This window comes from uncultured Clostridium sp., assembly GCF_963515715.1.
Lineage (GTDB): Bacteria > Bacillota > Clostridia > Clostridiales > Clostridiaceae > Clostridium_AW.
The window spans coordinates 1-23,320 of record NZ_CAUPZS010000002.1 but is presented as its reverse complement, the minus strand read 5'-3'; the positions used below and the strand labels follow the sequence as shown (position 1 = coordinate 23,320).

24 protein-coding genes are annotated in these 23,320 nt (G+C 30.3%); 2 read left to right on the top strand and 22 right to left on the bottom strand.

All coding sequences use genetic code 11. The annotated features are described in order from the left end of the window. Positions 1–7 precede the first annotated feature (7 nt). The 16 genes from RYO54_RS02175 to RYO54_RS02100 all read right to left on the bottom strand — a co-directional run bounded on the left by RYO54_RS02175 (position 8) and on the right by RYO54_RS02100 (position 18,077). On the bottom strand, positions 8–1,057 hold the full coding sequence (locus RYO54_RS02175) for a V-type ATPase subunit (protein WP_315115135.1): 1,050 nt from the start codon (positions 1,055–1,057) through the stop codon (positions 8–10). A gap of 2 nt (positions 1,058–1,059) precedes the next feature. Next, positions 1,060–1,383: a hypothetical protein gene (locus RYO54_RS02170; protein ID WP_315115133.1), complete on the bottom strand. Its 324-nt coding sequence runs from the start codon at positions 1,381–1,383 to the stop codon at positions 1,060–1,062. A gap of 488 nt (positions 1,384–1,871) precedes the next feature. Further along, complete coding sequence (locus tag RYO54_RS02165) at positions 1,872–2,102, bottom strand: DUF3892 domain-containing protein (RefSeq protein ID WP_315115131.1); 231 nt, start codon at positions 2,100–2,102, stop codon at positions 1,872–1,874. Positions 2,103–2,234: 132 nt separating this feature from the next. Next, complete coding sequence (locus tag RYO54_RS02160) at positions 2,235–2,477, bottom strand: hypothetical protein (protein WP_315115129.1); 243 nt, start codon at positions 2,475–2,477, stop codon at positions 2,235–2,237. Positions 2,478–2,480: 3 nt separating this feature from the next. Next, positions 2,481–4,031 carry a histidine ammonia-lyase gene (gene hutH / locus RYO54_RS02155; RefSeq protein WP_399548916.1) on the bottom strand — a complete coding sequence of 517 codons (1,551 nt, stop codon included), beginning with the start codon at positions 4,029–4,031 and terminating at the stop codon, positions 2,481–2,483. A 24-nt stretch (positions 4,032–4,055) separates the two neighbouring features. Beyond that, on the bottom strand, positions 4,056–5,621 hold the full coding sequence (locus RYO54_RS02150; RefSeq protein WP_315115124.1) for a BCCT family transporter: 1,566 nt from the start codon (positions 5,619–5,621) through the stop codon (positions 4,056–4,058). A gap of 337 nt (positions 5,622–5,958) precedes the next feature. After that, entirely contained in the window at positions 5,959–7,605 is a 1,647-nt protein-coding gene (locus tag RYO54_RS02145) for a sigma 54-interacting transcriptional regulator (protein WP_315115121.1), read from the bottom strand. 67 nt (positions 7,606–7,672) lie between these two features. Further along, positions 7,673–9,433: a helicase-related protein gene (locus tag RYO54_RS02140; protein WP_315115119.1), complete on the bottom strand. Its 1,761-nt coding sequence runs from the start codon at positions 9,431–9,433 to the stop codon at positions 7,673–7,675. A gap of 270 nt (positions 9,434–9,703) precedes the next feature. Then, entirely contained in the window at positions 9,704–10,915 is a 1,212-nt protein-coding gene (gene mtnK / locus RYO54_RS02135; protein WP_399548915.1) for an S-methyl-5-thioribose kinase, read from the bottom strand. Positions 10,916–10,959: 44 nt separating this feature from the next. Further along, on the bottom strand, positions 10,960–12,012 hold the full coding sequence (locus tag RYO54_RS02130; RefSeq protein ID WP_315115116.1) for an S-methyl-5-thioribose-1-phosphate isomerase: 1,053 nt from the start codon (positions 12,010–12,012) through the stop codon (positions 10,960–10,962). A 95-nt stretch (positions 12,013–12,107) separates the two neighbouring features. Beyond that, a complete protein-coding gene (locus RYO54_RS02125; RefSeq protein ID WP_315115113.1) occupies positions 12,108–13,427 on the bottom strand; it encodes a Na+/H+ antiporter NhaC family protein in 1,320 nt (439 codons plus the stop codon). Between the two features lie 32 nt (positions 13,428–13,459). Next, positions 13,460–14,110: an L-fuculose-phosphate aldolase gene (locus tag RYO54_RS02120; protein ID WP_315115110.1), complete on the bottom strand. Its 651-nt coding sequence runs from the start codon at positions 14,108–14,110 to the stop codon at positions 13,460–13,462. A 33-nt stretch (positions 14,111–14,143) separates the two neighbouring features. After that, the gene (locus RYO54_RS02115) at positions 14,144–15,079 is read right to left on the bottom strand and encodes a sugar-binding transcriptional regulator (RefSeq protein ID WP_315115108.1); all 936 of its coding nucleotides are present in this window, start codon (positions 15,077–15,079) and stop codon (positions 14,144–14,146) included. Positions 15,080–15,311: 232 nt separating this feature from the next. After that, complete coding sequence (locus tag RYO54_RS02110; protein WP_315115105.1) at positions 15,312–15,812, bottom strand: hypothetical protein; 501 nt, start codon at positions 15,810–15,812, stop codon at positions 15,312–15,314. Positions 15,813–16,008: 196 nt separating this feature from the next. Then, positions 16,009–17,361, bottom strand: coding sequence for an FAD-dependent oxidoreductase (locus RYO54_RS02105; RefSeq protein WP_315115102.1), 1,353 nt, complete (start codon positions 17,359–17,361; stop codon positions 16,009–16,011). Between the two features lie 89 nt (positions 17,362–17,450). Then, complete coding sequence (locus RYO54_RS02100) at positions 17,451–18,077, bottom strand: hypothetical protein (protein ID WP_315115100.1); 627 nt, start codon at positions 18,075–18,077, stop codon at positions 17,451–17,453. Positions 18,078–18,294: 217 nt separating this feature from the next. Between RYO54_RS02100 and tpx the strand changes: the two genes are divergently transcribed. Further along, the gene (tpx, locus tag RYO54_RS02095) at positions 18,295–18,789 is read left to right on the top strand and encodes a thiol peroxidase (RefSeq protein WP_315115098.1); all 495 of its coding nucleotides are present in this window, start codon (positions 18,295–18,297) and stop codon (positions 18,787–18,789) included. Positions 18,790–19,279: 490 nt separating this feature from the next. On the opposite strand, the gene RYO54_RS02090 is transcribed toward tpx, so the two are convergent. From RYO54_RS02090 to RYO54_RS02080, 3 genes are all read right to left on the bottom strand, one after another. Then, on the bottom strand, positions 19,280–19,426 hold the full coding sequence (locus tag RYO54_RS02090) for a hypothetical protein (RefSeq protein ID WP_315115095.1): 147 nt from the start codon (positions 19,424–19,426) through the stop codon (positions 19,280–19,282). 478 nt (positions 19,427–19,904) lie between these two features. Next, the gene (locus tag RYO54_RS02085) at positions 19,905–20,222 is read right to left on the bottom strand and encodes a hypothetical protein (protein ID WP_315115093.1); all 318 of its coding nucleotides are present in this window, start codon (positions 20,220–20,222) and stop codon (positions 19,905–19,907) included. A 61-nt stretch (positions 20,223–20,283) separates the two neighbouring features. Beyond that, complete coding sequence (locus RYO54_RS02080) at positions 20,284–20,892, bottom strand: hypothetical protein (RefSeq protein WP_315115091.1); 609 nt, start codon at positions 20,890–20,892, stop codon at positions 20,284–20,286. 299 nt (positions 20,893–21,191) lie between these two features. Here RYO54_RS02080 and RYO54_RS02075 point away from each other — a divergent pair, with 299 nt between their 5' ends. Next, the gene (locus RYO54_RS02075; protein ID WP_315115089.1) at positions 21,192–21,596 is read left to right on the top strand and encodes a GNAT family N-acetyltransferase; all 405 of its coding nucleotides are present in this window, start codon (positions 21,192–21,194) and stop codon (positions 21,594–21,596) included. A gap of 209 nt (positions 21,597–21,805) precedes the next feature. On the opposite strand, the gene RYO54_RS02070 is transcribed toward RYO54_RS02075, so the two are convergent. The 3 genes from RYO54_RS02070 to RYO54_RS02060 are packed head-to-tail and all read right to left on the bottom strand — an operon-like array spanning position 21,806 to position 23,048. Beyond that, positions 21,806–22,045 carry a hypothetical protein gene (locus RYO54_RS02070; RefSeq protein WP_315115087.1) on the bottom strand — a complete coding sequence of 80 codons (240 nt, stop codon included), beginning with the start codon at positions 22,043–22,045 and terminating at the stop codon, positions 21,806–21,808. Between the two features lie 57 nt (positions 22,046–22,102). Then, positions 22,103–22,507 carry a GNAT family N-acetyltransferase gene (locus tag RYO54_RS02065; protein ID WP_315115084.1) on the bottom strand — a complete coding sequence of 135 codons (405 nt, stop codon included), beginning with the start codon at positions 22,505–22,507 and terminating at the stop codon, positions 22,103–22,105. Between the two features lie 52 nt (positions 22,508–22,559). After that, on the bottom strand, positions 22,560–23,048 hold the full coding sequence (locus RYO54_RS02060; RefSeq protein ID WP_315115083.1) for an HXXEE domain-containing protein: 489 nt from the start codon (positions 23,046–23,048) through the stop codon (positions 22,560–22,562). Positions 23,049–23,320: the final 272 nt, after the last annotated feature.

Here is a 23,320-nt window from a genome sequence, read left to right as displayed (position 1 = left end):
TCACCTCTCAATCAATAGTAAAACTTATATAGCTTAATAATTCTTCATCTTTTATACAATATCTTTTAGCTTCTAACAGAGATATAATGTCTTTTATTTCAAATAATGACAGTTCTAAATATGCAATTACCGTCCCTATGTTGTTTTTATGCTCCTTTTTATATTTCAATAGCATCTTTTTAATATAAGATGAAATATATTTCTCTGTTAAATAGTCCTCTTCCACTCCATATTTAAATAAATCTTTATACTTTGTATCTGATAGTATATCTTGAAGCTCCTCAAGATTCTTATGATAGCATAGCCTTTTTAATTTATTTATATTTATATTAAAACCATTAGGTATTGTGTGGTTTAATATCTCCTCTGAACTCAACTTATAATATTTTTTAGCTCTATAAATAAATTGAATGTTTAATAAATCTATATAACTTCCGATTATCTTATTTATTATAGCTTTGTCCTCTTTATCAACATTATCCAAGGCTTTCATAAGCTCAACATAGTATATATAATCTAAAGAAACTTCTAGACGAAACAAAAATTCTTCATCTAAAGGATCCAATCCTCCATGAAGATATTTATAGCATCTATTGTCTTTTAACATTGAAATCGCTTCATTTATGTCCTTTGAAGATATAATCTTTTCAAAGTTCATCTTATTTAATGGACTATCATAGGTTATTAACGAGTTTTCATCTGTATATTTTCTTCCTGTGTACTTTCCTCTAAGGATCAATATTAAATCCTCAAATTGAAACTTCATAAAAATAATATTAAACAATTTTTTATATTCACCATTGAAAAAACTTGATATACTATGAAAATTCTTAATATAATCTTTTGTTAGAATATACTGAATATTTTCTTCATCAACTTTCTCCAAATTATAACTATTTATTATTTTCCCATATAAAGTTTCATCCTTTATGTAACTTATAGTTTCTTCGTAATTTGCACTTTTAATAATTTTTTTATATTGTTCCTTTGTTAAAAACCTTCTTTCCATAGCTTTTAACTTAGAATTAATAGCAGCATATCTAGTTATACTTCCCATATCTATTCCCCCTTGGAGGAATTAATAATATAATTTATAGAATACTCCACTAATGAATTTTTAATGGCTTTATATTTACTCTTAGCCTGCATAGATTTTTCTTCTAGTTCTTTTTTTATAGTCAATCTACTTTCATTAGTCCTTCTTTCATATTCTTCCAATTTACTATTTTTTAAAGTTTTCAATTCCTCTTCAGCATCTTTCCACATTTGTTCTGCTTTTTTACTTATGTCATCTCTTCTTTGAACAATTTCTCTTTCCTTAATCTCTAAATAACTTTCTACTTCTTGATCTAAAGCTATTAAACTTTCTATTGCTTTCTCCAAACACACCACCTCTTTTCCCACACTTATGTAGCATTAGGTATACCTCACGTAAACCTTAATAAAACATCTTAATTTTAGCTAAAATATGTCTATGAGCTTATCCTTAAAATTCAATATTTAATGACAGCATCTATTATAAAATTTAGACATGATATATATATTAACAGCTGAATTTCAGTAAATAAAGCAGTCTATTATTAACTCCATGTCAACTATGGATTGTATCGACTAATTATTAAAATTTAGCTTATTCGCTCGTAGATTCTCTAAATTTTACACCCTATAACTAGCTTTAATATAAAATTATTAGCAATTTTAATTTTTTCATTAAAAAACTAACTTTTCAAAATTAAATTTTCATAAAAGAGCCTTTAATAATGCTAGTTTTTTAAATTAATTTGTTAAAAATAAAAAACTAGGCAAATTAATATTGTTAATTAATTAACCTAGTTTTTCTATTATTTAACTTTACTAAAAGTTATTTATTATTAAAAAGTTGGAAGCTGATCTAAATTATCATTTTCTGTTCCGTTAGGATTGCTTCTCAAAAATTCTCTTCCATTCTTAGCTTTTCCTACGTTTACTCCCTCAATCATTTCATTTCTAGTCATAGATATGGCTTCCTTTATTGGATATACTGACCCATTACTAAGCATTACGTCAGTTATATCTCCATCTGTGTTCTTTTTTACTTTTACAATTTTATTTTTTTCCTCCATAATTACCTCTCCTTCCTTTATTTTGTTGAGGTAATATTATTTTGCGAAAAAATATAATATTTATTCATTAAATATTTTGATATTTCCTGGGTAATATATAACACAACTTATTTCTCTCTTTATGTTATATTTTTAACCTTTGCAATACTTCTTTTTCTTAAAAATGGATCTAAGGAGTACAATCCAACCCCAAGAAATTGATAGGGATGGAAATGCTGCTATTATTGCTGCTTCAAAAGGTGACATCTTTGAAAATTTTAACGGCGTAAAAAATATTATGAAAGTAATTACTAACATAAGAAATAATGTAATGCGCTCACCCATTTCGTATGGAGGTGTTAAAAATATTTTTCCAATATCTATTTTCACCCTCATAATTTACTCTAACCTCCCAACCTTTTCTTCTACTAATTCAAGAATTTTCCCTGAATGTATTAAATCCTTTAAGGTATTAATATGTGGATAAAGATATATATCTTCTTCCATTATTGGCACAGTAAGAGCGATCTCATCTAAAACTGATTTTGTAGCAGTACTCGGCAAAAGATTTTCTTCAACAAATTGGTGAGCTTGAAATACAGATAAAAGTTCAATTGCTAAAACATATTCAAGCTTATCTGCTATTTGTGAAGACTTTTTGCAGGCATTATATCCCATAGCCACATAATCCTCTTGATTTCCACAGGTAGGTATACCGTCCACCGTAGCTGGATGTGATAAAATTTTCATATCGTTTATAAGTCCCACTTGTGTATATTGAGGTATCATTAATCCAGAATTAAGTCCTGGTTTCTTTATAAGAAACCAAGGATATTCTGAAAGGTTTCCATCTATCATTCTATTGTTTCTGCGTTCTGACATTTTCGCAATCATTGTAGCTGCAATGCAGGCAGAGTCCATTTCTATACCCACATAGGCAGAGTCTGCATTGCATCCTGAAAGTGCCTCTCCATCATCATCTTCTTGCCATATTATTGGGTTGTCGCAGCAAGAGTTCATTTCTATTTCAATAACTTTTAAAGCATCCTTAAGAGTCTTTTTTGCCGCTCCATGAACCTGTGGTATGCACCTTAATGATAGAGCATCTTGCACGCGATAACCTTCATAATGCCTTATTATTTCTGAATCCTCTAGTATTTTTCTTGTATTTTTAGCTGTATTGCATTGTTCTTCATGTGGTCTAACACTCATTAAACGATTGTCAAATGCTTTAGTGGTTCCTTTAAGTACCTCTAAAGCCATTGATCCAATTATATCCGCAGTTTTCGATGAGTTAATCATATCATACAATGCTAATGATCCAATAGCCGTAACACTAGTTGTTCCAGAAACAAGTACTAAACCCTCTTTAGCAGACAATGATATTGGGGATAAAGAACACTTATTTAAAGCTTCTTTAGATGACATTAATTCTCCATCAACATATGCCCTACCTTCTCCAATCAATACTAATGCCATATGAGCTTCAGGACAAAGGTACCCTACCGAACCTTCTTTTGGTGCAAAGGGAGTAAGCCCTCTATTTAAAAACTCTTTATACATCTCCATGGTCTCAATGCATGCTCCTGAGTAGCCTTGCCCCACATTTTGTAATACCATCAACATAGTTGCACGCACTTGCTCAATAGACAAAGGTTCTCCTACAGAGGTTGAATGGGATAAAATAATGTTTTTTTGTAGCTTTGCCGTATCTTCTGGTGATATAACTTCAGTGCAAAGTGCTCCAAAACCTGTAGTGATTCCATACATCACACGTCCTTCTTCAATCCATTTCTCCACCAAGTTTCTTGACCTTTTTACCCTTTCATAATAGGCTTCTGAAAACTCTACCTTAGCACCAAAACGGGCAACTGCAACTAATTCTTCTATACTTATTTTGTCTCCTAAAATTACTTTTTCTATTTTTTTAGCATATATTATATCTGACAACATTCCTTCCTCCCTTTTTAAAAATTACTCCTCTATCTTATCAATGAAAAACATTTTAATAGCAGATATTACTTGTAGCACAAATATAAATAGCACCATAAAGCCGCCTGCTGCTGCAAGATATTTAACACCATCAACTCCTTGGGCTCCTCCACCATAAGCTACCATAAAAAATGAAATTGCTCCAATTGAAACACCCCAAAGAATTTTCTGCCAAGTAGGAGGTTCCTCATCATGCTCCATATTTCTTGTACATAAAGATGCAATAGTAGTGGTCATGGCATCAGCAGAAGTAGCAAAGGAAATTATAAGGGTTAACATAACAATTGGTATGAGCAACTTTCCTAGTGGCATATGCTGCAAGAATGTCCATAATGCAGCTACCGCTCCGCTTTCTTTTATGGTGGAAACTAAGTCTACTACTCCTGTTTGTTGCCAGTGCAGTGCTGTTGAACCCCAAATTGCAAACCAAACAAATCCAAAAGTTGAAGGAAGTATCCAATTGATTACCATATATTCACGAATTGTTCTTCCATATGAAATAATAGCTAAAAATATACCCATCAATGGTGCATAAGCGATCCATATAGCCCAGTCATATAATGTCCACCACATTACTAGCGCTTCTCCACCTACATTACCTGAGTCAAGTCCCCAGTTCCAAAAGTTCTGAAGCCAATATCCTAATCCAGCTGTAGAAGTTCTACATATGTAAACTGTAGGTCCAACAATGAAAAGAAATGCTAACAATACATAAAATATCTTTGAGTTTAAGGTCGCTAGCCATTTAATACCTTTATCCATGCCTAGAAATGAAGCAACCGTAAATGTAGCTGTTATAACTATTGCTAATACTAACCATAAAACTACCCCTTGTTTAATTCCATAGGCAATCTCTATTCCAGAGCCAACCAATGCAAGTCCAGCTCCAAGGGAAGAAGCTAATCCTAAAGCTATGGCTAAAAGTGATAAAGTATCAATAATATTTGCCCAAATCCCTTTAGTTACCTTTTCTCCGAATAATGGGATTAGTGTAGCTGTTACAGATAATGGTTTCTTTTTGTTAAAATACATATAAGCGACCGCTAATCCTGATAACGAATACATGGCATAAGGTATAAATGACCAATTATAGAAAGAACGAGCGATGGCATAAAGTGCTGCCGATGCAGTCCCTGGCTCTACTCCTGTTTGTGCCATTTCACCATATATATTGCCAAAATAAATTATAGGCTCATTAACTCCGTAAGTAACAAGACCTGTGGCAATTCCTCCAGTAAGAGCCATAGCAAACCATGTTAAAAATGGAAACTTTGGTTTTGCATCTGCCCCTCCAAAACGTATATTTCCGAGCTTTGAAAATGTAACTGCTACAGCAAATATAACCGCCACAATAGATATAAGCTGATATAACCATCCAAAATTTCTAAGAGACCATGTAAAAGTGCCTTTAGCGACATCCGTTAATAGTTTATTGTTAACAATCCCTAATAAAGCTGCACTTCCTACCACAATAAAAGATGGTAAAAACACTCCTTTACGTATCTCTTTTCCATTACGTGTCTTTTTTTCATAACTTTCTTTTAACATATACCTTCCCCCTTACATTTTTGCTTAACGGTACTTATATCTATAGCAAATCTAATGCCAAATAAATATTAACTTCATAGATGGTAGATATAACGTTTAAAGTCACAATTTTCAGTTATGCATGAACAATTAAACTATTTTAAATTATTACTCTGCAAAATTATTTTGCACTTTTGTAAATAATCTCTTTTAAAAACATGAAAAAAGGTGCCAAATTATTTAGCACCTGCAAAATCTTTTTGCATTTCATCTTATTTTTCATCATGTTCTCTTATATTTTATTCATATTTTTCTATATTATCTTATATTTTTCTGTATTTTCATGTTTCCCTATATTTTAAATATTCAATTTTTTAATTCTATATTGTAGGCTTTGTCTACTAAGTCCTAGTTCCTTTGCACTTTTTGTTATGTTTCCATTGTTAAAGTTCAGAACTTCCTTTATTATCTCTTTCTCTAATTTTTCCATTCTTTTTTCTAATACTTCTGTTACTACTTCTCTAGTATATTTTTCATTATAATATTGGCTTTTTATGCTTACTCCTTTTTCTGATGAATGAAGATAATCTGGTAAATTTTCAATTTCTATATAATTTTTATCTTCTATAACTTTATTAAAAGCATATTCAATTGCGTTTTGAAGCTCTCTTACATTTCCTGGCCAATTGTATTCCATCAATACATCTATGGTTTTTTCATCAATAGATATTTTTTTCCCATCATATTCTTTACATAGCATATTTAAAAAATGCTGAACTAATGAAGGTATATCTTCTTTTCTTTCCATCAAAGGTGGAATATCTATTTTAATCGTAGAAATTCTATAATAAAAATCCCTACGAAATTGTTGTTTCTCCATTAGATCAGAAAGATTTTCATTTGCCGCGGTAATTATTCTAACATCGCATTTTATATATTTACTTCCTCCAACTCTTTGAAATCTTTTTTCTTGAAGTACTCTTAAAAGCTTAGCTTGCATATCAACACTAATAGAATTAATTTCATCTAAAAAAAGAGTTCCTCCATCTGCCATCTCAAAAAATCCTTCTTTATTAATACTCCCTGTGAAAGCTCCTTTCTCAGTTCCAAAGAACATGCTCTCAAATAGATTACTTGGTACAGCACTGCAATTTACATCAATAAAGGGTTTATGCCTTCTAGGGCTAAAACTATGTATACTTTGAGCCACAAGCTCTTTTCCCGTTCCCGTTCCCCCTATAATCAAAATACTAGAATTTGTTAGCGAAACCTTTTTAGAAAAGTGAATAAGTTCACTAATTTTTTGAGAAGAATGTATTATATCATCAAAAGTATACAATTCATATTCATAAATAGGTTGCTCATCTTTTATATAAGCTTCTAGATTTAATGAACGATTTCTAATTTTGTTAAGTACAGATAAATCGCTCTCTATAACAACAGCACCATATAAGTTATTATGTACTTTTACGGGATAACCAGAATTAATAGTAGTTAAAACCTTACCATTTCTCATTTTAAATCGATCACAACGATTAACAACAGGTTTGTTAGTCCGTAACACGGATAAAACTGTACTAAAATCCTCTGTTAAATCATAAATGTCTAATAAATGCTTTCCCTTAAACTCATCCTTATTATAATTTTGCAATATCTCACTAGCAGAATTGGAGTTTAAAAAATATCCATTCTTATCAAAAATTTGAATTCCTTCTGGTATATAATTGATTATCTCCTCATAAAATTCCCTTAATATTGGTTCTTTACTTAAGTATAAACTTACACCATCCTTTTCATTTAACCACTGATATTTATAATATTTATTTTTTATCTCTACTGTTCCTCCTCTAAGATTAATGGAGTCACCTAATACATAGTCAATTTTTTCTCCTATATAATCGCACCAACTATCATCCAAAAATAGATTATTATCCTCCCCAGGATAATACACCCCTTTTAGTCGAAGTTCAACATCAAGCTTAAATATATAATCAATTATGCCCACTGTATATCCATCCCCTTATTTATGCTTTTAATTTAAATTATATCATAGTGTTTATATTTTCTTTTTACTATATCGTGAGTAATATCTCATTTATCTCCTCACTAACCTTTAGCCTTTCATCATATACCCATTCTTCATCAAAAGGAAGATTGAATACTTTTGAAAAAGAATAGTAAAGATTTATCTTTTGATAATAAAGTTCTAGTTCATAGAGGGCTTTAAACTTTATTCTAGGCTTAGTTATGTCTTTTCTTTTAGCTATAAATAATTCATCCATATAATTCAAAAACTGTTCCATTATATCTGAAGTAGTCACATCAAATGGTATTCTTAAAGTTTGCCATTCTGTGTTTTGATCCAATTTATATGACTTTATGCTATCGAGTATTATCAAATACTCACTTATATCCATTTTTCTATAATAAGGAGTTTTTTCTTTTCTGGTGCTCCATAGAGCTAACTTTTCCCTTAAGGATAGATTTTCAATTTTTAATATGGCTTCGCTAGGGCCTACCACTCCTGTGTCAATAACTTTGTCCTCACTATTTATCATGTCTTCAATAAAACTTTGAGCGTTACCAAAAGAAGTTAAGTACCCAACTTCATATATACCCTTTCTACCTGCTCTTCCTCCAATTTGCTTAACTTCTTGAGAAGTTAAATACCTTACCTGTTCTCCATCAAACTTTTTAATATCCATGAAGACTATTCTTCTTATAGGAAGATTTACTCCCATGCCTATGGCATCTGTTGTTATAAGTATATTTGTTTCTTTATTTATAAATTGTTCATATTGCTTTCTTCTTACTTCTGGAGGTAAATCTCCATATATTAAGCTGGCCTTTATACCTAAATCTGCATAATGATAGGCTAACTGTAGCACTCTCTTTTTAGAAAACACTACTAAGGCATCTCCTGATTGTACGTCACTATAGGAAAATCCTCTATCCTCAATTTGGAGAGGTACATTCCTTTTATACTCTTTAATCTCATAGGTATCATAACAATCTTCCATTATTTCTTCTAAAATTTCTTTGGCATTTATAGCTCCACAAATATGTATTTCTTTACACTTTAATCCTAAAACCGCTCTACTCCAAGCAGCTCCTCTAGAATCATCATCTATCATTTGTATCTCATCGATTATAGCTAAGTCATATTCCTCTTTTAAATTCAATTTTTCTATTGTACATGAAATGTGAGTAGCATCTTCTACTAATATCTCCTCTTCCCCAGTGATTAAATTGCACTTAACCCCTTCCCTATTTAATTTTTCAAAATTCTCAAGGGCTAATATTCTAAGTGGAGAAAGATATATTCCTTTTTTAACTTCCTTTAGTCTTTCCATTGCATTATAAGTTTTTCCTGTATTTGTTTCCCCTAGATGAAGATAAAATTTTCTTTGAAGTCTTCTAGCCTCTTCATATTCATCTTTAGGATTTTCAGGAAATATTTCATCAAACTGCTTAAATATAAGTTTAGGTATATGATGAGTTATTAAAATGCTCATAACTCCTGATTTTATATACCCCTCATAATTGCTCTTAACTATTTCATGAAAAGTAAAATCTGTTTTGTTTTTTCTATTGTAATCCTGAATTAATTTTTCAGATACATTCTCCAATATTTCTAAATATCTATTGTATACCTTATCAAAATCTCTTAAACCTTGCCCTTTAAATTCTCTTAAATGCTTTAGCTTTTTTCTTACTGCTGCTTCCTGTTCCCATAATCCATTTATATTCTTTGTATTCTTTACTAACCCTTCAATATGGGCTGCTTCATTTTTTATTTTCCTAAAGTTTCTTTCCATAGCTCTCGTCTTCATGCCAAAGCCTCCAAACTTTCATTATAATGCTACCTAGTAATATTTAATATTTTTCCCTTTATAGTGGTTAATTATTATTTATTCCTGCCATTTTCTTTTACTTTCACCTAAAGTGTACTTTCACCACTATGCTGTGTCAATGTTAAGCTTAAATAAAAAAAGCTAGATATTAATAAGTTTTATTAATATCTAGCTTTAAAATATCATTTTGCCATTTCAAATATTTTTCTTACTTCATCCATATGTTTATATGTGTATATGTGTATATCTTTAATACATATTGCTATTAAAGATCTCTACATATTTTTTACCTGTTTTAAATTTCTCTCTATCTTTTATAAAAGTTTTAGCAGAAAGTATTAATATTCTTTCAGCCCTAATTCTTTTATCTATATCACCAATACTTGTAATATCCAAAACCTTTGAATCTCCTACCACTCTTCTAATAATTTCAAGACCAGCTTGTCCTGCTGTATCCGATAGTATAGAATCCAAATACCAATCCATATAATATTCTTCTTTTGCCATTACATCTGCCACTATTTCTTTATATTTTTTTATGAATTTTTCCTTAAACAGCTCTAAAATATCCTCTATGGTTTTTTCAATCCATGTTATAAATTCTTCTGTTTCCTTCTTTTCTTCAGTTACATAAGCATTTACCCATGCGAAAAATAAATTTCCTATTACATTTCCTAAATCATAACCAATAGGTCCATAAAACGCAAACTCCGGGTCTAGTACTTTAGTTGAATCTTCTTTTACAAAAATAGAACCTGAATGTAAATCCCCATGGATTAAAGCTTGTGAATTATTCATAAAATTGTTTTTAAGTTTTCCTGCCTCTAGTATTAACTCTTTATCTTCATACAGTTGTTTTTTTACAAACTCCATATTTTCTTCTAACACAATATTTCTACCTTTATAATCTATAAAGGGCTCTGTAAATACTAGATCCTCTGATATTTTGCAAAGATCTTTATTGATATATCTTTTAACATTATCCTTCTTTTCTCCTGAATCCATAACTAAATCTGTTGTTGGCAAAAGTGTGTTCACAATAAAAGTAGTTATGTGATCTGCAAGTAATGGAAATGTTTTTCTTTGTAATAGTTCTTTTCTTAAATTGCCGTGATCAGATATGTCCTCCATTGATAGAGCACACATTGTAGGATCATATTTATATACTTTTGGAACTAGTGTGGGTGCTAAATCTCCTTGCAACATCAACACTTCTGCTTCTATTCTATTTCTATCCACATCTAACTCACGCCCTGAAGATCTAAGGAAAATATCAGCATGCTTTATTATAACTGATTTTTTAGTGTCCACATCCCAAACTTTGAATACATAATTTATATTTCCATCCCCTATCTCCTCTACTTCAAGCTTAGCATCCTCATGGAACATATCTAATTTTTCTCTTGCATAGAGTATGGCATCTTCCGTTTCCATTTTAAAATGTGAATTAAATCTAGACAAGACATCAACCCCTTATACTTCATTTTATAATTGCATTTTATAATTTAATAATAGTTTTCTACCTTGGACTGAAAGTATCTATGCAAGTCATAAGGATTAAATATTCCCTTATCTGTAACTACACCGCTTACTAAATGAGGAGGAGTAATATCAAAGGATGGATAATATCCCTTAACTCCCTTCATAGTATTCTTAATACCCCTAAATTCTAATACTAGACTCGGATCTCTTTCCTCAATTTTAACCTGTGAAATACTCTCACGATCTCTATCAGGAATACCTGTTACAAAGTATGGAATACCGAAATATTTAGCTACTATAGCTATTTGTAATGTTCCTATCTTGTTTACTATATGACCATCTAAACAAATAGAGTCCGCTGCTGATGTAAATACATCTATATTTTTATTTTGCATAGTAAATGCAGGCATATTATCTGTAATTACAGTGACATCAAAACCTTGGTCACATGCTACACTTGCAGTAAGTCTAGCTCCTTGTAAATATGGTCTAGTTTCTGGGCAAAACAGTTTAATATTTTTATTTTGATTTTTTGCTTCTTTTAGCATCATACCAACGATAGTTTCCCCAAAGCATTGTGTCATTATGTTACCATTTTGCGGGAACATATCTACTAGATATTTTGCTACCTCACCAATCCTTGAATAGCGATTGTTCATGGATTTAACAGTATGCTGAAAAATTGCCTCATCAACTTTTTGCCCATTTTGCATAGCTATTTTTGCAGCTTCTAAGCATCCTTCAACCACTAATGTCATTCTATTTGCTGTTGTAGGTCTTGCATTTGCCAATTTATAAGCAGCTTTTTCTAAATAATCAATTTGATCCTTAGATGATAGTTCTCTACATTCATATGCAGCTAAAGCCATCCCCATGCCTGCCGCTGTATAAGGACCGGCACTTTGAGTTACCATGTCTTTAATAGCCTTTGCAACTTCTTCATAGGTATTGCATGTAACAAATTTTACTTCTGTTGGATAAATCCTTCTATCTAATATTTTTACTTTACCGCCATCATACCAAGCTACGTTTTCATATCTAAGCATGAAAGCTAAATCTTTATCTACTCTGTCCATAAATTTCCGCCTTTCTAATTTGTTTTAAACTACCAATTATATTATAAACTATAGAGCCAGAACTCCCAAAGACTTCTAGCTCTATATGCCTAGTATTAACCTTTTATGGTTAAATCATTTTTATTATCTTTAGATTTTAATTTTGGAAGATCGAATATAATAGCTAATAGACCAAAAATAATGATTAAAAATGAATATATTGAAAATGGTACAATTTCCATTGGTGATATTTTCCCAATTCCTGCAGCTAATAATAATTGTCCTCCATATGGAATTAAGCCTTGGAAAGCAGATGAGAATATATCTAAAATACTTGCAGTTCTTCTTGGGTCTATATCATATTCTTTTGATAAATCTTTTGCTAATGGGCCTGCTGTAATAATAGATATTGTGTTGTTAGTTGTAGCTACGTCTATTACACTTACTAAAGCAGCTATGCCCATCTCCGCTCCTTTTTTTGTTTTTACCTTAGATGTAACCTTTTCTAGTAAGTAGTCAAGACCGCCATAGTGACTCATAAGCCCAACTAATCCTCCTACTACAATGGCGATTATAGCTAAGTCCTCCATCCATACCATTCCTCTATGTAATACTTGAAAAAGTTCAACCATATTAAAGCTACCCATTGCTAGTCCTATGATTGCTCCACTACCTATACCTATTCCTAAAACTAGCATAACGTTTACACCAATGAGCGCACTAACAATAATTGCTACGTAAGGAATTATTCTTACTAATGAATATTCGTAAGTAGCTAATTCAGCATTTCCAGTGGACAAAAATGATAATGTTATTAAAGTGATAATAACAGCAGGTAAAACAATTAAGAAATTAGCTTTAAATTTGTCTCTTGGTTCTACTCCCTGAGTTCTTATAGCTGCTATTGTTGTATCTGAGATGAAGGATAGATTGTCCCCAAACATTGCACTACCTATTACAGTTCCTAAAACTAAAGGCAAGCCAATGCCTGTCTGTTCTGCTATCCCTACACCTATAGGTGCTAAGGCACTTATGGTCCCCATGGAAGTTCCCATGGCAAATGAAAGAGTACATCCAACCATAAATATACCTGGTAATAGCATATTTCTTGGTAAAACACTTAACCCTAAATTTACTATGGAACTTACAGCCCCCATTGCATCTGCAATTGAATAAAAAGCTCCTGCCAGTAAGAAAACCACAACCATTAATATGATAGTCGGTTCCCCTCCAGCTTTTGAAAATATATCAATCTTATCGTTTAATGATGTCTTTTCCCCTTTTTTATCAAATAATAAAGCAAAACCCGATGCAAAAATAAGTGCTAATAATAAAGGCATATTAGTAAAATCCCCTGTTGTAATTCCCGTCCCCATAAATAATGCCAAGAAAAATACTAAAGGTACTAACCCTAAAAAATTGCTTTTTTTATCCATTATGTATACCCCCAAATTTTAATCTTTATTTTTTATCGTTTTACTTGCCCATAATTTTGAAACAACCCTAACATTTTGTCCATCTCATTATCTGAAAGTATTTTAGCCTCTCCTAAAGTTTTTGTTCTATAATATATTTCTGCACAATATTCAATTTCTTCTGCTTTGTTGAAAGCATTAGGTAAATCTTTTGCCCCTGTCAATAACCCATGATTAGCTAGAAAAACAGCATATCTATCTTTCATCCCTTCAAATGCATTTATAGCAAGCTCCTCAGTTCCAAAAGTTGCGTATTCTGCACATCTTACATTTCGTCCCCCTGAAATTGCAACTAGATAATGCACTGCTGGCAGTTCCCAATTCATACAAGATAAAACCGCTGAATACATTGAATGAACATGGACTACTGCATTAATATCTTCTCTTTTTTCATAAAAAATTTTGTGCATTGAGTATTCGCTAGATGGTTTTTTGCTTCCATCAACTACATTGCCATTAAGGTCCATAATCAAAATATCCTCTGGCTTAAGTTTAAAATAGTCAATTCCACTTGGAGTTATAGCCATCAATTTTTTATCCCTTATGAAAACGCTAATATTACCTCCTGTCCCTTTAGTTAGATTACTTTCAATTAATTTTTTACCGTATTCTATAACCAGTTCTCTTTCTTCTTTAAATATCAAATATATCCCTTCTCTCTTAATATTATTTATTATTTATTCTTCAATTAATCGCTTAGCCATATCACTGTCAGTAATTAACACATCTAAATAGTTTCCTTTCAGTGCTCCTAAAATAGCTTTATACTTACTTTCTCCCCCTGCTATTCCTATGACCAATGCATTGCTTTTATTTTCGAGTATGTCATAGCCTATAGTTTTATCTTTATAGTCATGCTCTACAATTTCACCATTTTCGTTGTACCATCTAAATCCAATATCCCCAACACATTGGCGTGATAGAAGATGCTCTATGTATTTTTCATTGAATTGTGTTTGCTTATATAAAGTATTATTTGTGCTCAATTCTCCTATACCCGCTATTATGATGTTACATTGTTCCATATTTTCAAAAGTAGTTTTTAAACTTTTATCAGACATAATTGCAGATTTAGTTTCTTTATTTTCTACAATAGCTGGAGCATATAATAAATAAGGTTTTCCTCCTAGCTTTTCTGCTATAGTTCTAGTGATTTCATCAGGCTGTAGAGCAGTAAATGCTATATCCATTCCTCCTATCAGTTGAACAACTGGGGTCTCTAACTTATTATTATATGATAATCTATTAGCTACCTCTGATAATGTTTTGCCCCAGGTTACTCCTATAACATCATCTTTTACAATCAGCTTTTCTAAATATTCAGCTCCTGCTATCCCTAGGCTACTAGTTATGTTTTTCTCATCCATAGCAGAAATAACTACACTTTGTGTTAAATTAAACTTTTCTTCTAACTTAGTCTCCAACTCCAAATTATATTTGTCTATATCTATAATTTGAATTTGAACTATATTTTCATTGATGGCTTTTTTTAATAATCTATTTACTCTTTGTCTAGACATAGCCATTTTTTCTGCTATTTCAGCCTGTGTTAATCCTTTTTTATAGTAGTAGTATGCAACTTTTATCAACTCTCGATTGTTATAATTCGCCATTCAATCCCTCCCTGTTACATATGCTCACTATATTGTCTTTTGTAACATCCTGATAAAATTATATCATCCTATTAAAGATAATTCAATATTTTTTTCAGTATTTTTATAATTTTCTAACAATATCGAATGTAATGCTAGGCTTATGGGTTTATAGCGCATAAAAAACTAGGCCGATACTATTTCAGCCTAGCTCTATGAACTTATGATTTTAAAATTATTTTTTATTTTATTATTACTCTTTATAATGCTTATTTATTATTTTAAATAAAAACTTCGAAATACGAAGGTAAATACTGTTATATATTATAGCAAATGCGAAAAAAATTCCTAATTGTATGAATATAGAAAAGGGTATTTTCACTCCAAATACAGGAACGCCTATTATGAAATTAATAATGCTCAATGTGAATGTTAATGTAATAGACGCTATAACAACTATGGGCAGTTTTTTATTTGTATAATAGCTGGTGGCTCCAAGAGAAAGGCCTACTATACCATTTGTACATAAAAAGAATATGCTTTCATGTACACTTAAACATAAAATTACGAGCGCAGAAATTGCATATGCCATCACCCCAACTTTAGGACTAATCTTTGAGATTACATACATGGGAAATCCACTTAAAACAGTGAGGAATACAAAAATCTCCGAGAACAAAACCGGTGTAAGTTGAAATATTACTGATAAACAGATAAGAAATGCCCCTATTATAATTCTTTTTGTAGTAACCATATGCTCCTCCTAAAAGCTTCTATAGTTAATTATATTGCTTAAGGATGGTAAATGTTAATAATCTCTTTAAACTTTATTACATCAATTGAATATATTGTTATAAATAATATTTAATGTTATAGAAGATTCTATTGAGGTGCAATTAATAAAAAACTCAACTAAATTAAACTTCTTTAATTTGGTTGAGTTTTTGCTGCTATTCTAAACTTCCCTCCATAATTACCCCTGATTGGATAACTGGACTGTTAACTGTTGAATAGGGTGGAGAATAGGATAAATCGATTAACGCTAAATCTCTTTTTCTTGCTCCAAAGGTTATAGCTGCTGCATAAGTATCTATTGTCTTATCTACTCCCTCTCCTCCAACTATTTGAATTCCTAATATCTTTTCACTTTCTTTTTCCACCATTATTTTTATATACATAATGGAAGCTCCAGACATAAAAGGTGGTTTATTATAGGTCTTTACATAATGAATATCTACTTTTTTCCCTAAAGCCTCCGCTTCCCTTTGGTTCATTCCAAGAAAAGCTACTGTCTTATCAAATATTTTAAATATACCTGTAGAAAGAATTCCTTCATAGGATAGGTCTTCCCCTGTGATATTTTTTCCTGCTATTCTTCCCATCTTATTTGCAGTAGTTCCAAGAGGTCTGTAAACATAGTCTTCATGTATCAATGAATAAATTTCCGCACAATCCCCTGCCGCATATATATCTTCCACATTAGTTTCCATTTTTTCATTTACCATTATTCCTTTGGTTTTTCCAATATCTACTCCAGCATTAAGTGCCAAGTCCACATTAGCTCTTATCCCAATTGAAAGTATAACCATGTCTGTATCTATAGCTCTTTTATCAGTTACAACTTTTTTAACTGACTTTTCTCCAAGCAGGCTCTTTACTTCTTCTCCTGTATATACTGTTACTCCCTTTTCTTTTACATACTCTTCTATTCTATGAGCCATATCTTTATCTAAGGCTGGCATGACTTGATCCTTAAGCTCCACCATGGTTACATCTATTCCTATTTCGGTTAAGTTTTCGCATAATTCCATGCCTATAAATCCCGTACCTATTATTAAAGCTTTCTTAGGATTTTTTTCTTCTATATACTTTTTTATATTATCCGCACTTTGGACGTTTCTTAAAATAAATACATTGTCTTTCTCCATCCATTCCTTGTTAGGTATAAAAGGTGAAGCTCCTGTAGCTATAACAAGCTTATCATAGTGATCTTCAAACTCTTCCCCTGTGGATAAATTCCTTACACTTACCTTTTTATTTTTAGAGTCTATAGAAGTTACTTCATGCAATATCTTCACATCTACATTAAATTTCTCTTTAAAGTATTTGCTATCTCTTGGTACAATCTCTCTTCTTGTATTAACAATTTTTCCTATATAATATGGAAGACTACATCCTGAATAAGAAATGTCTTTATCTCTATCATATATAATTATTTCTGCATCCCTATCATTTCTTCTAGCCTGAGTTGCCGCTGTGGTTCCACCTGCTACACCACCTATTATAACTATTCTCTTACTCATCTAAATCCCTTCCTTTACTCCTCACTTTTTACTTTTAACTCTTCATTTATTATAATTACCAACTCTCCACTATCCAATTCTAACCTATATTAATAATTTTCAAATCCTAGCAATTTACCATCTTTCATCAAGGCCTTCTTTTTCCCAATAAGTTCTGGCACTTCACCTTCTCCTTTTTCCCATTCCTCTTCTGTATCATTAATATCCCCGATAAAGCTTCCGTCAGCATGATATATATCTAAATACGCCGTTACCTTACCATCTTCCTCTACCATTTCTTTAACTTTTACAAAATTATAACTCCCTCCACTAGCAAGAGGAGCAATATATTTATTATCTATAAATTCATACTTTGGAGTGGTGAAATGTTTTTCTACTTTTTTTCCGAAAAATTCATTTACCGTATCCTCGATATATTTTTGGTCTATATAAGCACAACATTTTTCTTTATATACAGAAAACTTTTCAAAATTATTATCAAAATTATATGCTACAGCGAAATTTATAGCATTTTCATCTGTTAATGAATTCTCTTTAAAATCTTCTAATTTATATTTTACAAAAAGAGTGAAATAATTATTCAACTCTTTCCTCTTATCTTCACTTAACTCTATAGAATTTTTACTTACCTTTACTTCTTTGCTATTAATATATTTGTAGGTTATCCCTAAGGATACAACTACTATCAATAATATAGTCACTATATATTTTTTCATAATTTTACCACCTTCTCATTAGCTTTTATTAATATTACGCACACATATTAATAATGTTCTATGTACATATTAATATTATCCTATATATTTAATAACATTATATACGTAAATGGTATATTTATCAAAGCTATTGAAAATATTATTTATATGTGATATTATAATATTAATAAATAATTGTTATTAATTAATAACAATTTCACTTTAGGAGGTAATTAACATGACAATAAAATTTGACGGCAATCCATTAAACCTTGTAGGTGAACAAGTAAAAGTTGGTGATGTTGCACCAGACTTTACCGCTACAAATAATGATTTAAAAGATGTTTATTTTAAAGATACAAAAGGAGTTAGAATAATTTTAACAGTTCCTTCCATAGACACCCCTGTTTGTGACTTGGAAACAAGAACTTTTAATTCAAAAGCTACTTCAATTCCAAATGTATCTATATATACTATATCCATGGATTTACCATTTGCACAATCCAGATGGTGCGCAGCTCATGGAATAAAAAATGTAACTACATTATCTGATTATAAAGATAGATTAGTTGGCAAAAGCTATGGAACATATATAAAGGAACTGGGACTACTTACAAGAGCAGCTTTCGTTGTGGATAGTACTAACAAAATAGTTTATGTAGAATACTTAGATGAAATAACCGAACAACCTAACTATAATGCTATACTAAAAGCTGCTAGTGAAGCAAAATAAAATCTAAGTATCAAGTGATTCTTAGCTTCAGATGGAGTTTGCTTAAAAGGAATACTTACTCCAACTGAAACTTAGAAGAACTTATCCAGGGATGTAGCATCCGTTATGCACAGCATAAGAACTCTAAATCGCTGAAGCTCAAGAGTTCTAATATCTCCCACTTGTAGAAAAGCAGAGAACTAAAATCTTTGATTTTATGTGAATCGCTTTCACAGAGTGCGATGGGAGTATTACGGATGGTAGTCATCGGATAAAATTACAATGATAATTTTACTGTAAATAGTTCATACCCCCTATGAATTATTTATAGTTAATAATTATAAAAATAAAGAAACTAAGTACATGGTAAGAAGGGCCCCCCCAACCCCCCGCTCAACTTAACTATGTACTTAGTTCTTTTTTGTGGAGAAGATTAAAAATTTAAAAACTGATTTATAACAATAACAATATAAATTTAGAAGTTTAAAATAATGGATTGCAGCATGGAAATCTATCTTGAATTTTTATTAATATATATACTTAATGCCTGTGATGCTTTGAATAATACAATAATTGCTGATATATAAACTAAACATTCTAATAGTTCTTTAATAATCCCCAAAATACCAAGAGACCCTACAATACCAAAACTTCCCACAATAATTGCCCCCTTTGTTTAAAATTAATTTAGATTTAAATTACAATTATTCATTTATTTAATTATACACTATATAAATTCAAAATACATTTTTTTACATAATAAAGAATAAGGGCCTTGGTTATATCTAAGTTCCATAGTATCTTTATCCAACTGTATTTTTGTTTAATTATTTCCGTGTGCTGATATTACCGAAATAAAAATCTATAAAGGTAAGCTATATATAAGTGGCATAATTAATGTGACTTTCCATAAAATAATAGGTCGGAGTATAAAATGCGTTCATCGCCTCAATATAAAACACCAAATGAATTTTGAAAAAATGTTCATAGAAATCAACTGTTTTATTTGTGTAGTATTCTTGACAATCTTCATGCTAGATGAAATTTCTCTAGTAATTTCTACAATATATAAATATAAAAACACTTTACTATAAACTAAGTAAGGAAAATTTATGGATTATAAAAGATTAAAAATTTTAATGCTTTTTTCTACGCAGCCTTATAAAGCCTCCAAAAATTAATGCACATCCTATAATTATCTGCATAGTTTGGCTTAACAATGTAACTATATTAAAATTTTTTATTATATTGTATATTGCTGGAACTAAAAATATAATTCCTGTGGTTATAAGTACCTTAGATGATTTAAATAAATTTTTTGTGGCTAAATTAACTCTTCCTGTTCCTACATAATGACCAGGATTAAAAGCGTTCTTTTGATATTCCTTAATTTCATCTAACTGTTCCTCAAATAAATTAATTTCCTTATTAGTCTTTTTATTATTTATAAACATCCTCCTTGAAAGGATTTTCTATGTCAATTCATAATTTTGCTTCTTATTCCACTTCGCCATACTAATCACCTATAACATTTCCTTTACTATCAAACTTAATTGGCATTGCTTTTTTTATCTCAAACTCCAATGCTTCTCCTAATTTATTCATATTTTCATCTTTAGGTGCATCTATAATGTATTTAAAGCTATTTTCACCATCTAAAACTTCTGGAGCCATTGGGAATACTACATTTACATCTTTTAAATCTTTTGATTTTATCCCCCCATTGATATTATCGCTATTAATCAAGCTAGCATTTATTTTCTCATTATCTCTATTAACAATGAATCCCTTATTAGGTTCTATATATTTAGTAGAATCAGAATCATTATATATAACCATAGTTATAACCATTATATCTTCTGATTTTCCATTAATTTTACCATTAATAATTTTAAGGCTTGACAATGTAACACTTAATTCATCTTGAGTTTTTTTAGCATTATCAAATACTTCATCAAATATTTTATAATATATATACTCTTCATCATTAAATTCAACTATTCCTCCAATAGAATCCTCAGAATTCTTTTTAGTTGTTTGACAAGCAGTGATGCTGACAAATAAAAGCATGATTACAAATACACTGACTACTTTTTTAAAAATATTAATTCTAATCCCCTCCATTTCCCCTTCTATACTTTACTGTTAATTAATATTATACTAATTAGACAATTCGTTAATAGTACCATAACTCCTTCCCTTGTTCACAATATTTTAATGTCATACTTCAACCTATTGATGCTATACATAGTAATCTAGAGAAAATAAGCAATCTTTACTTAATCATACAAATTCCATTGAGGTTAATGTTATAATCAGTATAAAAACGAACTATAATTTAGTACATACTGGTATGATATTACGCAACATTAATATCTATCATTTTTCGCGTAACATTACAATATGAAAAGTGAGGCGAACGAATGGAAATTGAGTATGCAAGAGGAATACATTTTCAATATATATTTGATAATGATAAACATATATCAAAAGAATTAATACAAGCTAAAATAGAAAATAAAGAAATTATCATTATAAAAGATAATAATAAAAATATTGGCTGGCTAAGATATAATTACTTTTGGGATAATACTCCGTTTATGAATATGCTTTATGTTGATGAGGATTATAGGTATAAGGGGTTTGGAAAGAAGTTAGTTGCTTTTTGGGAAAGCGAAATGAAAAGTAAAAGCTATGATTTAGTTATGACATCCACTTTATCAAATGAACAGGCACAACATTTTTATAGAAAATTAGGATATAAAGACTCAGGCAGCTTACTATTAGAAAATGAACCTTTGGAAATAATTTTTGCTAAGACTATATAAATGATAATAATACGTGCTTTTCATATATTGTGAAATAAACATCATTTATATAATTCTGAGAAGATATAAAAGAGCTAAGTATGTAGTGAAATAGCGACTTTTTCTGGAGCAGCTTCACTGCATGCTTAGCTCTCCATTTGAGAAACTAAATTATCTTTTTAGAAATTTATAAGTGAAAAAACTATTTATCATAAACAAATAAGAAGTATTTATGAATCTTTATTTTTTATTGTTTTTACTATTATTGATGTACAAACAGCTATAACGCTGCTTAGATAAAAAATTCCATATAAAATTATTTCAGTATCACTACTATCATGACTATATGAATCTGTTATAAGTACACTAATGAGTAAACCTAAAACAAAAACCATTATTCCTATAAATATTGGTTTGAATTTCTCTTTTATAATTCTTAATCCTTCTTTAAAAGATTCCCATTCATCCATTATAATCTCCCCCCATAATTAAGTTATAATAAATAAAGTGCGAACTATTCATAATCCTTAAGCATCATATCTGTAAAAACGATTATTCTGGTTATGTGTAAACCCAAATTCTTTATAGAACTTATCAAGTTCACTTATTGCAATCAGACCAACAATGGCATCATCTATACAATTATCATCAATATAATCCATCAGTTTCCTCATAATTAATGTACCAATCTTTTGCTTCTGATATGATGGTAAAACCATTATGTCTTGTATGTAAAAAACTGTTCCACCATCTCCAACAATTCTACCCAATCCTATTATATTACCTTGATCTTCCACGCAAACACAGTAAATTGAATTATCCAACCCTTTTTCAATTTTATCATACTGTAATATTTTCCAGCCAACAGAATTTCTTAACTGAATATATTCTTCAACTGATGGTTTTCTTTCAGTTACTACAATATTTTTCATATGTGAATTTCCCTCCATATCAAGTTTCAACTATAAACTACTACCTACTAATTTATTTATAATCAATTAATTTTCTACCTACCTTTGGTAAAACAAATATTAACATTAATAAGAATGCACCAACCACAACTGTGGATATAATTATTTCACTAAAATTAATAATCTTATTATTTAATGAAAAAGCTATGATTAAACTATTGAATGGTATTATAAGAGAAACTCCTGTAATCAATCCCGGGGAATACTTTTTTAATACAATACATGAAACCAAATGCGGAAAAATAACATTAATTATCATTGATCCCATAAAACCAAAGAAAAAATATTTTAATATTACGATTTCAGGAAAAATCATAAATAAACCCGTTGCTAAATATGCTAATATTGTAATTATTAATACAGCAAAGCAAAATTCATCTCTGCTCACTTGTTTATGAAATTTTTGTGCATATTTTGACCACTCTGGCAACCAAATTGCTTCTTCTGCATTATGCAATGTTATTGCAAAAATAAACAGTAAAAATATACTTGATGTATTCATCGTATTTTCTACTCCTTTAAATTATTTATTGTTTTAATTCATAATATAAGAAAATTGCAGCTCTTTATATACTAATTATACCATTTATCCTAATAAAACACATAAGATTAAACAAATATAAAAATGCTATATAATGCTTCTTATGCTGATTCGCTGCAATAAGAACTTCTAAAATTTATTCTATAAAAATTCCTAATGCTGACAAACTCCCTTTGGTTGAACTGCACCCTGTCAAGTAGACAGTGAAAATAATAAAAATTGACCTAAGCGGT

What these genes read in the sequence shown, in the direction of transcription:
- RYO54_RS02175 (WP_315115135.1), bottom strand. Translation starts at nt 1,057, where the DNA reads ATGGGAAGTATAACTAGATATGCTGCTATTAATTCTAAGTTAAAAGCT.
- RYO54_RS02165 (WP_315115131.1), bottom strand. Translation starts at nt 2,102, where the DNA reads ATGGAGGAAAAAAATAAAATTGTAAAAGTAAAAAAGAACACAGATGGA.
- RYO54_RS02160 (WP_315115129.1), bottom strand. Translation starts at nt 2,477, where the DNA reads ATGAGGGTGAAAATAGATATTGGAAAAATATTTTTAACACCTCCATAC.
- RYO54_RS02150 (WP_315115124.1), bottom strand. Translation starts at nt 5,621, where the DNA reads ATGTTAAAAGAAAGTTATGAAAAAAAGACACGTAATGGAAAAGAGATA.
- RYO54_RS02140 (WP_315115119.1), bottom strand. Translation starts at nt 9,433, where the DNA reads ATGAAGACGAGAGCTATGGAAAGAAACTTTAGGAAAATAAAAAATGAA.
- RYO54_RS02130 (WP_315115116.1), bottom strand. Translation starts at nt 12,012, where the DNA reads ATGGACAGAGTAGATAAAGATTTAGCTTTCATGCTTAGATATGAAAAC.
- RYO54_RS02125 (WP_315115113.1), bottom strand. Translation starts at nt 13,427, where the DNA reads ATGGATAAAAAAAGCAATTTTTTAGGGTTAGTACCTTTAGTATTTTTC.
- RYO54_RS02115 (WP_315115108.1), bottom strand. Translation starts at nt 15,079, where the DNA reads ATGGCGAATTATAACAATCGAGAGTTGATAAAAGTTGCATACTACTAC.
- RYO54_RS02110 (WP_315115105.1), bottom strand. Translation starts at nt 15,812, where the DNA reads ATGGTTACTACAAAAAGAATTATAATAGGGGCATTTCTTATCTGTTTA.
- RYO54_RS02105 (WP_315115102.1), bottom strand. Translation starts at nt 17,361, where the DNA reads ATGAGTAAGAGAATAGTTATAATAGGTGGTGTAGCAGGTGGAACCACA.
- RYO54_RS02100 (WP_315115100.1), bottom strand. Translation starts at nt 18,077, where the DNA reads ATGAAAAAATATATAGTGACTATATTATTGATAGTAGTTGTATCCTTA.
- tpx (WP_315115098.1), top strand. Translation starts at nt 18,295, where the DNA reads ATGACAATAAAATTTGACGGCAATCCATTAAACCTTGTAGGTGAACAA.
- RYO54_RS02085 (WP_315115093.1), bottom strand. Translation starts at nt 20,222, where the DNA reads ATGTTTATAAATAATAAAAAGACTAATAAGGAAATTAATTTATTTGAG.
- RYO54_RS02080 (WP_315115091.1), bottom strand. Translation starts at nt 20,892, where the DNA reads ATGGAGGGGATTAGAATTAATATTTTTAAAAAAGTAGTCAGTGTATTT.
- RYO54_RS02075 (WP_315115089.1), top strand. Translation starts at nt 21,192, where the DNA reads ATGGAAATTGAGTATGCAAGAGGAATACATTTTCAATATATATTTGAT.
- RYO54_RS02070 (WP_315115087.1), bottom strand. Translation starts at nt 22,045, where the DNA reads ATGGATGAATGGGAATCTTTTAAAGAAGGATTAAGAATTATAAAAGAG.
- RYO54_RS02065 (WP_315115084.1), bottom strand. Translation starts at nt 22,507, where the DNA reads ATGAAAAATATTGTAGTAACTGAAAGAAAACCATCAGTTGAAGAATAT.
- RYO54_RS02060 (WP_315115083.1), bottom strand. Translation starts at nt 23,048, where the DNA reads ATGAATACATCAAGTATATTTTTACTGTTTATTTTTGCAATAACATTG.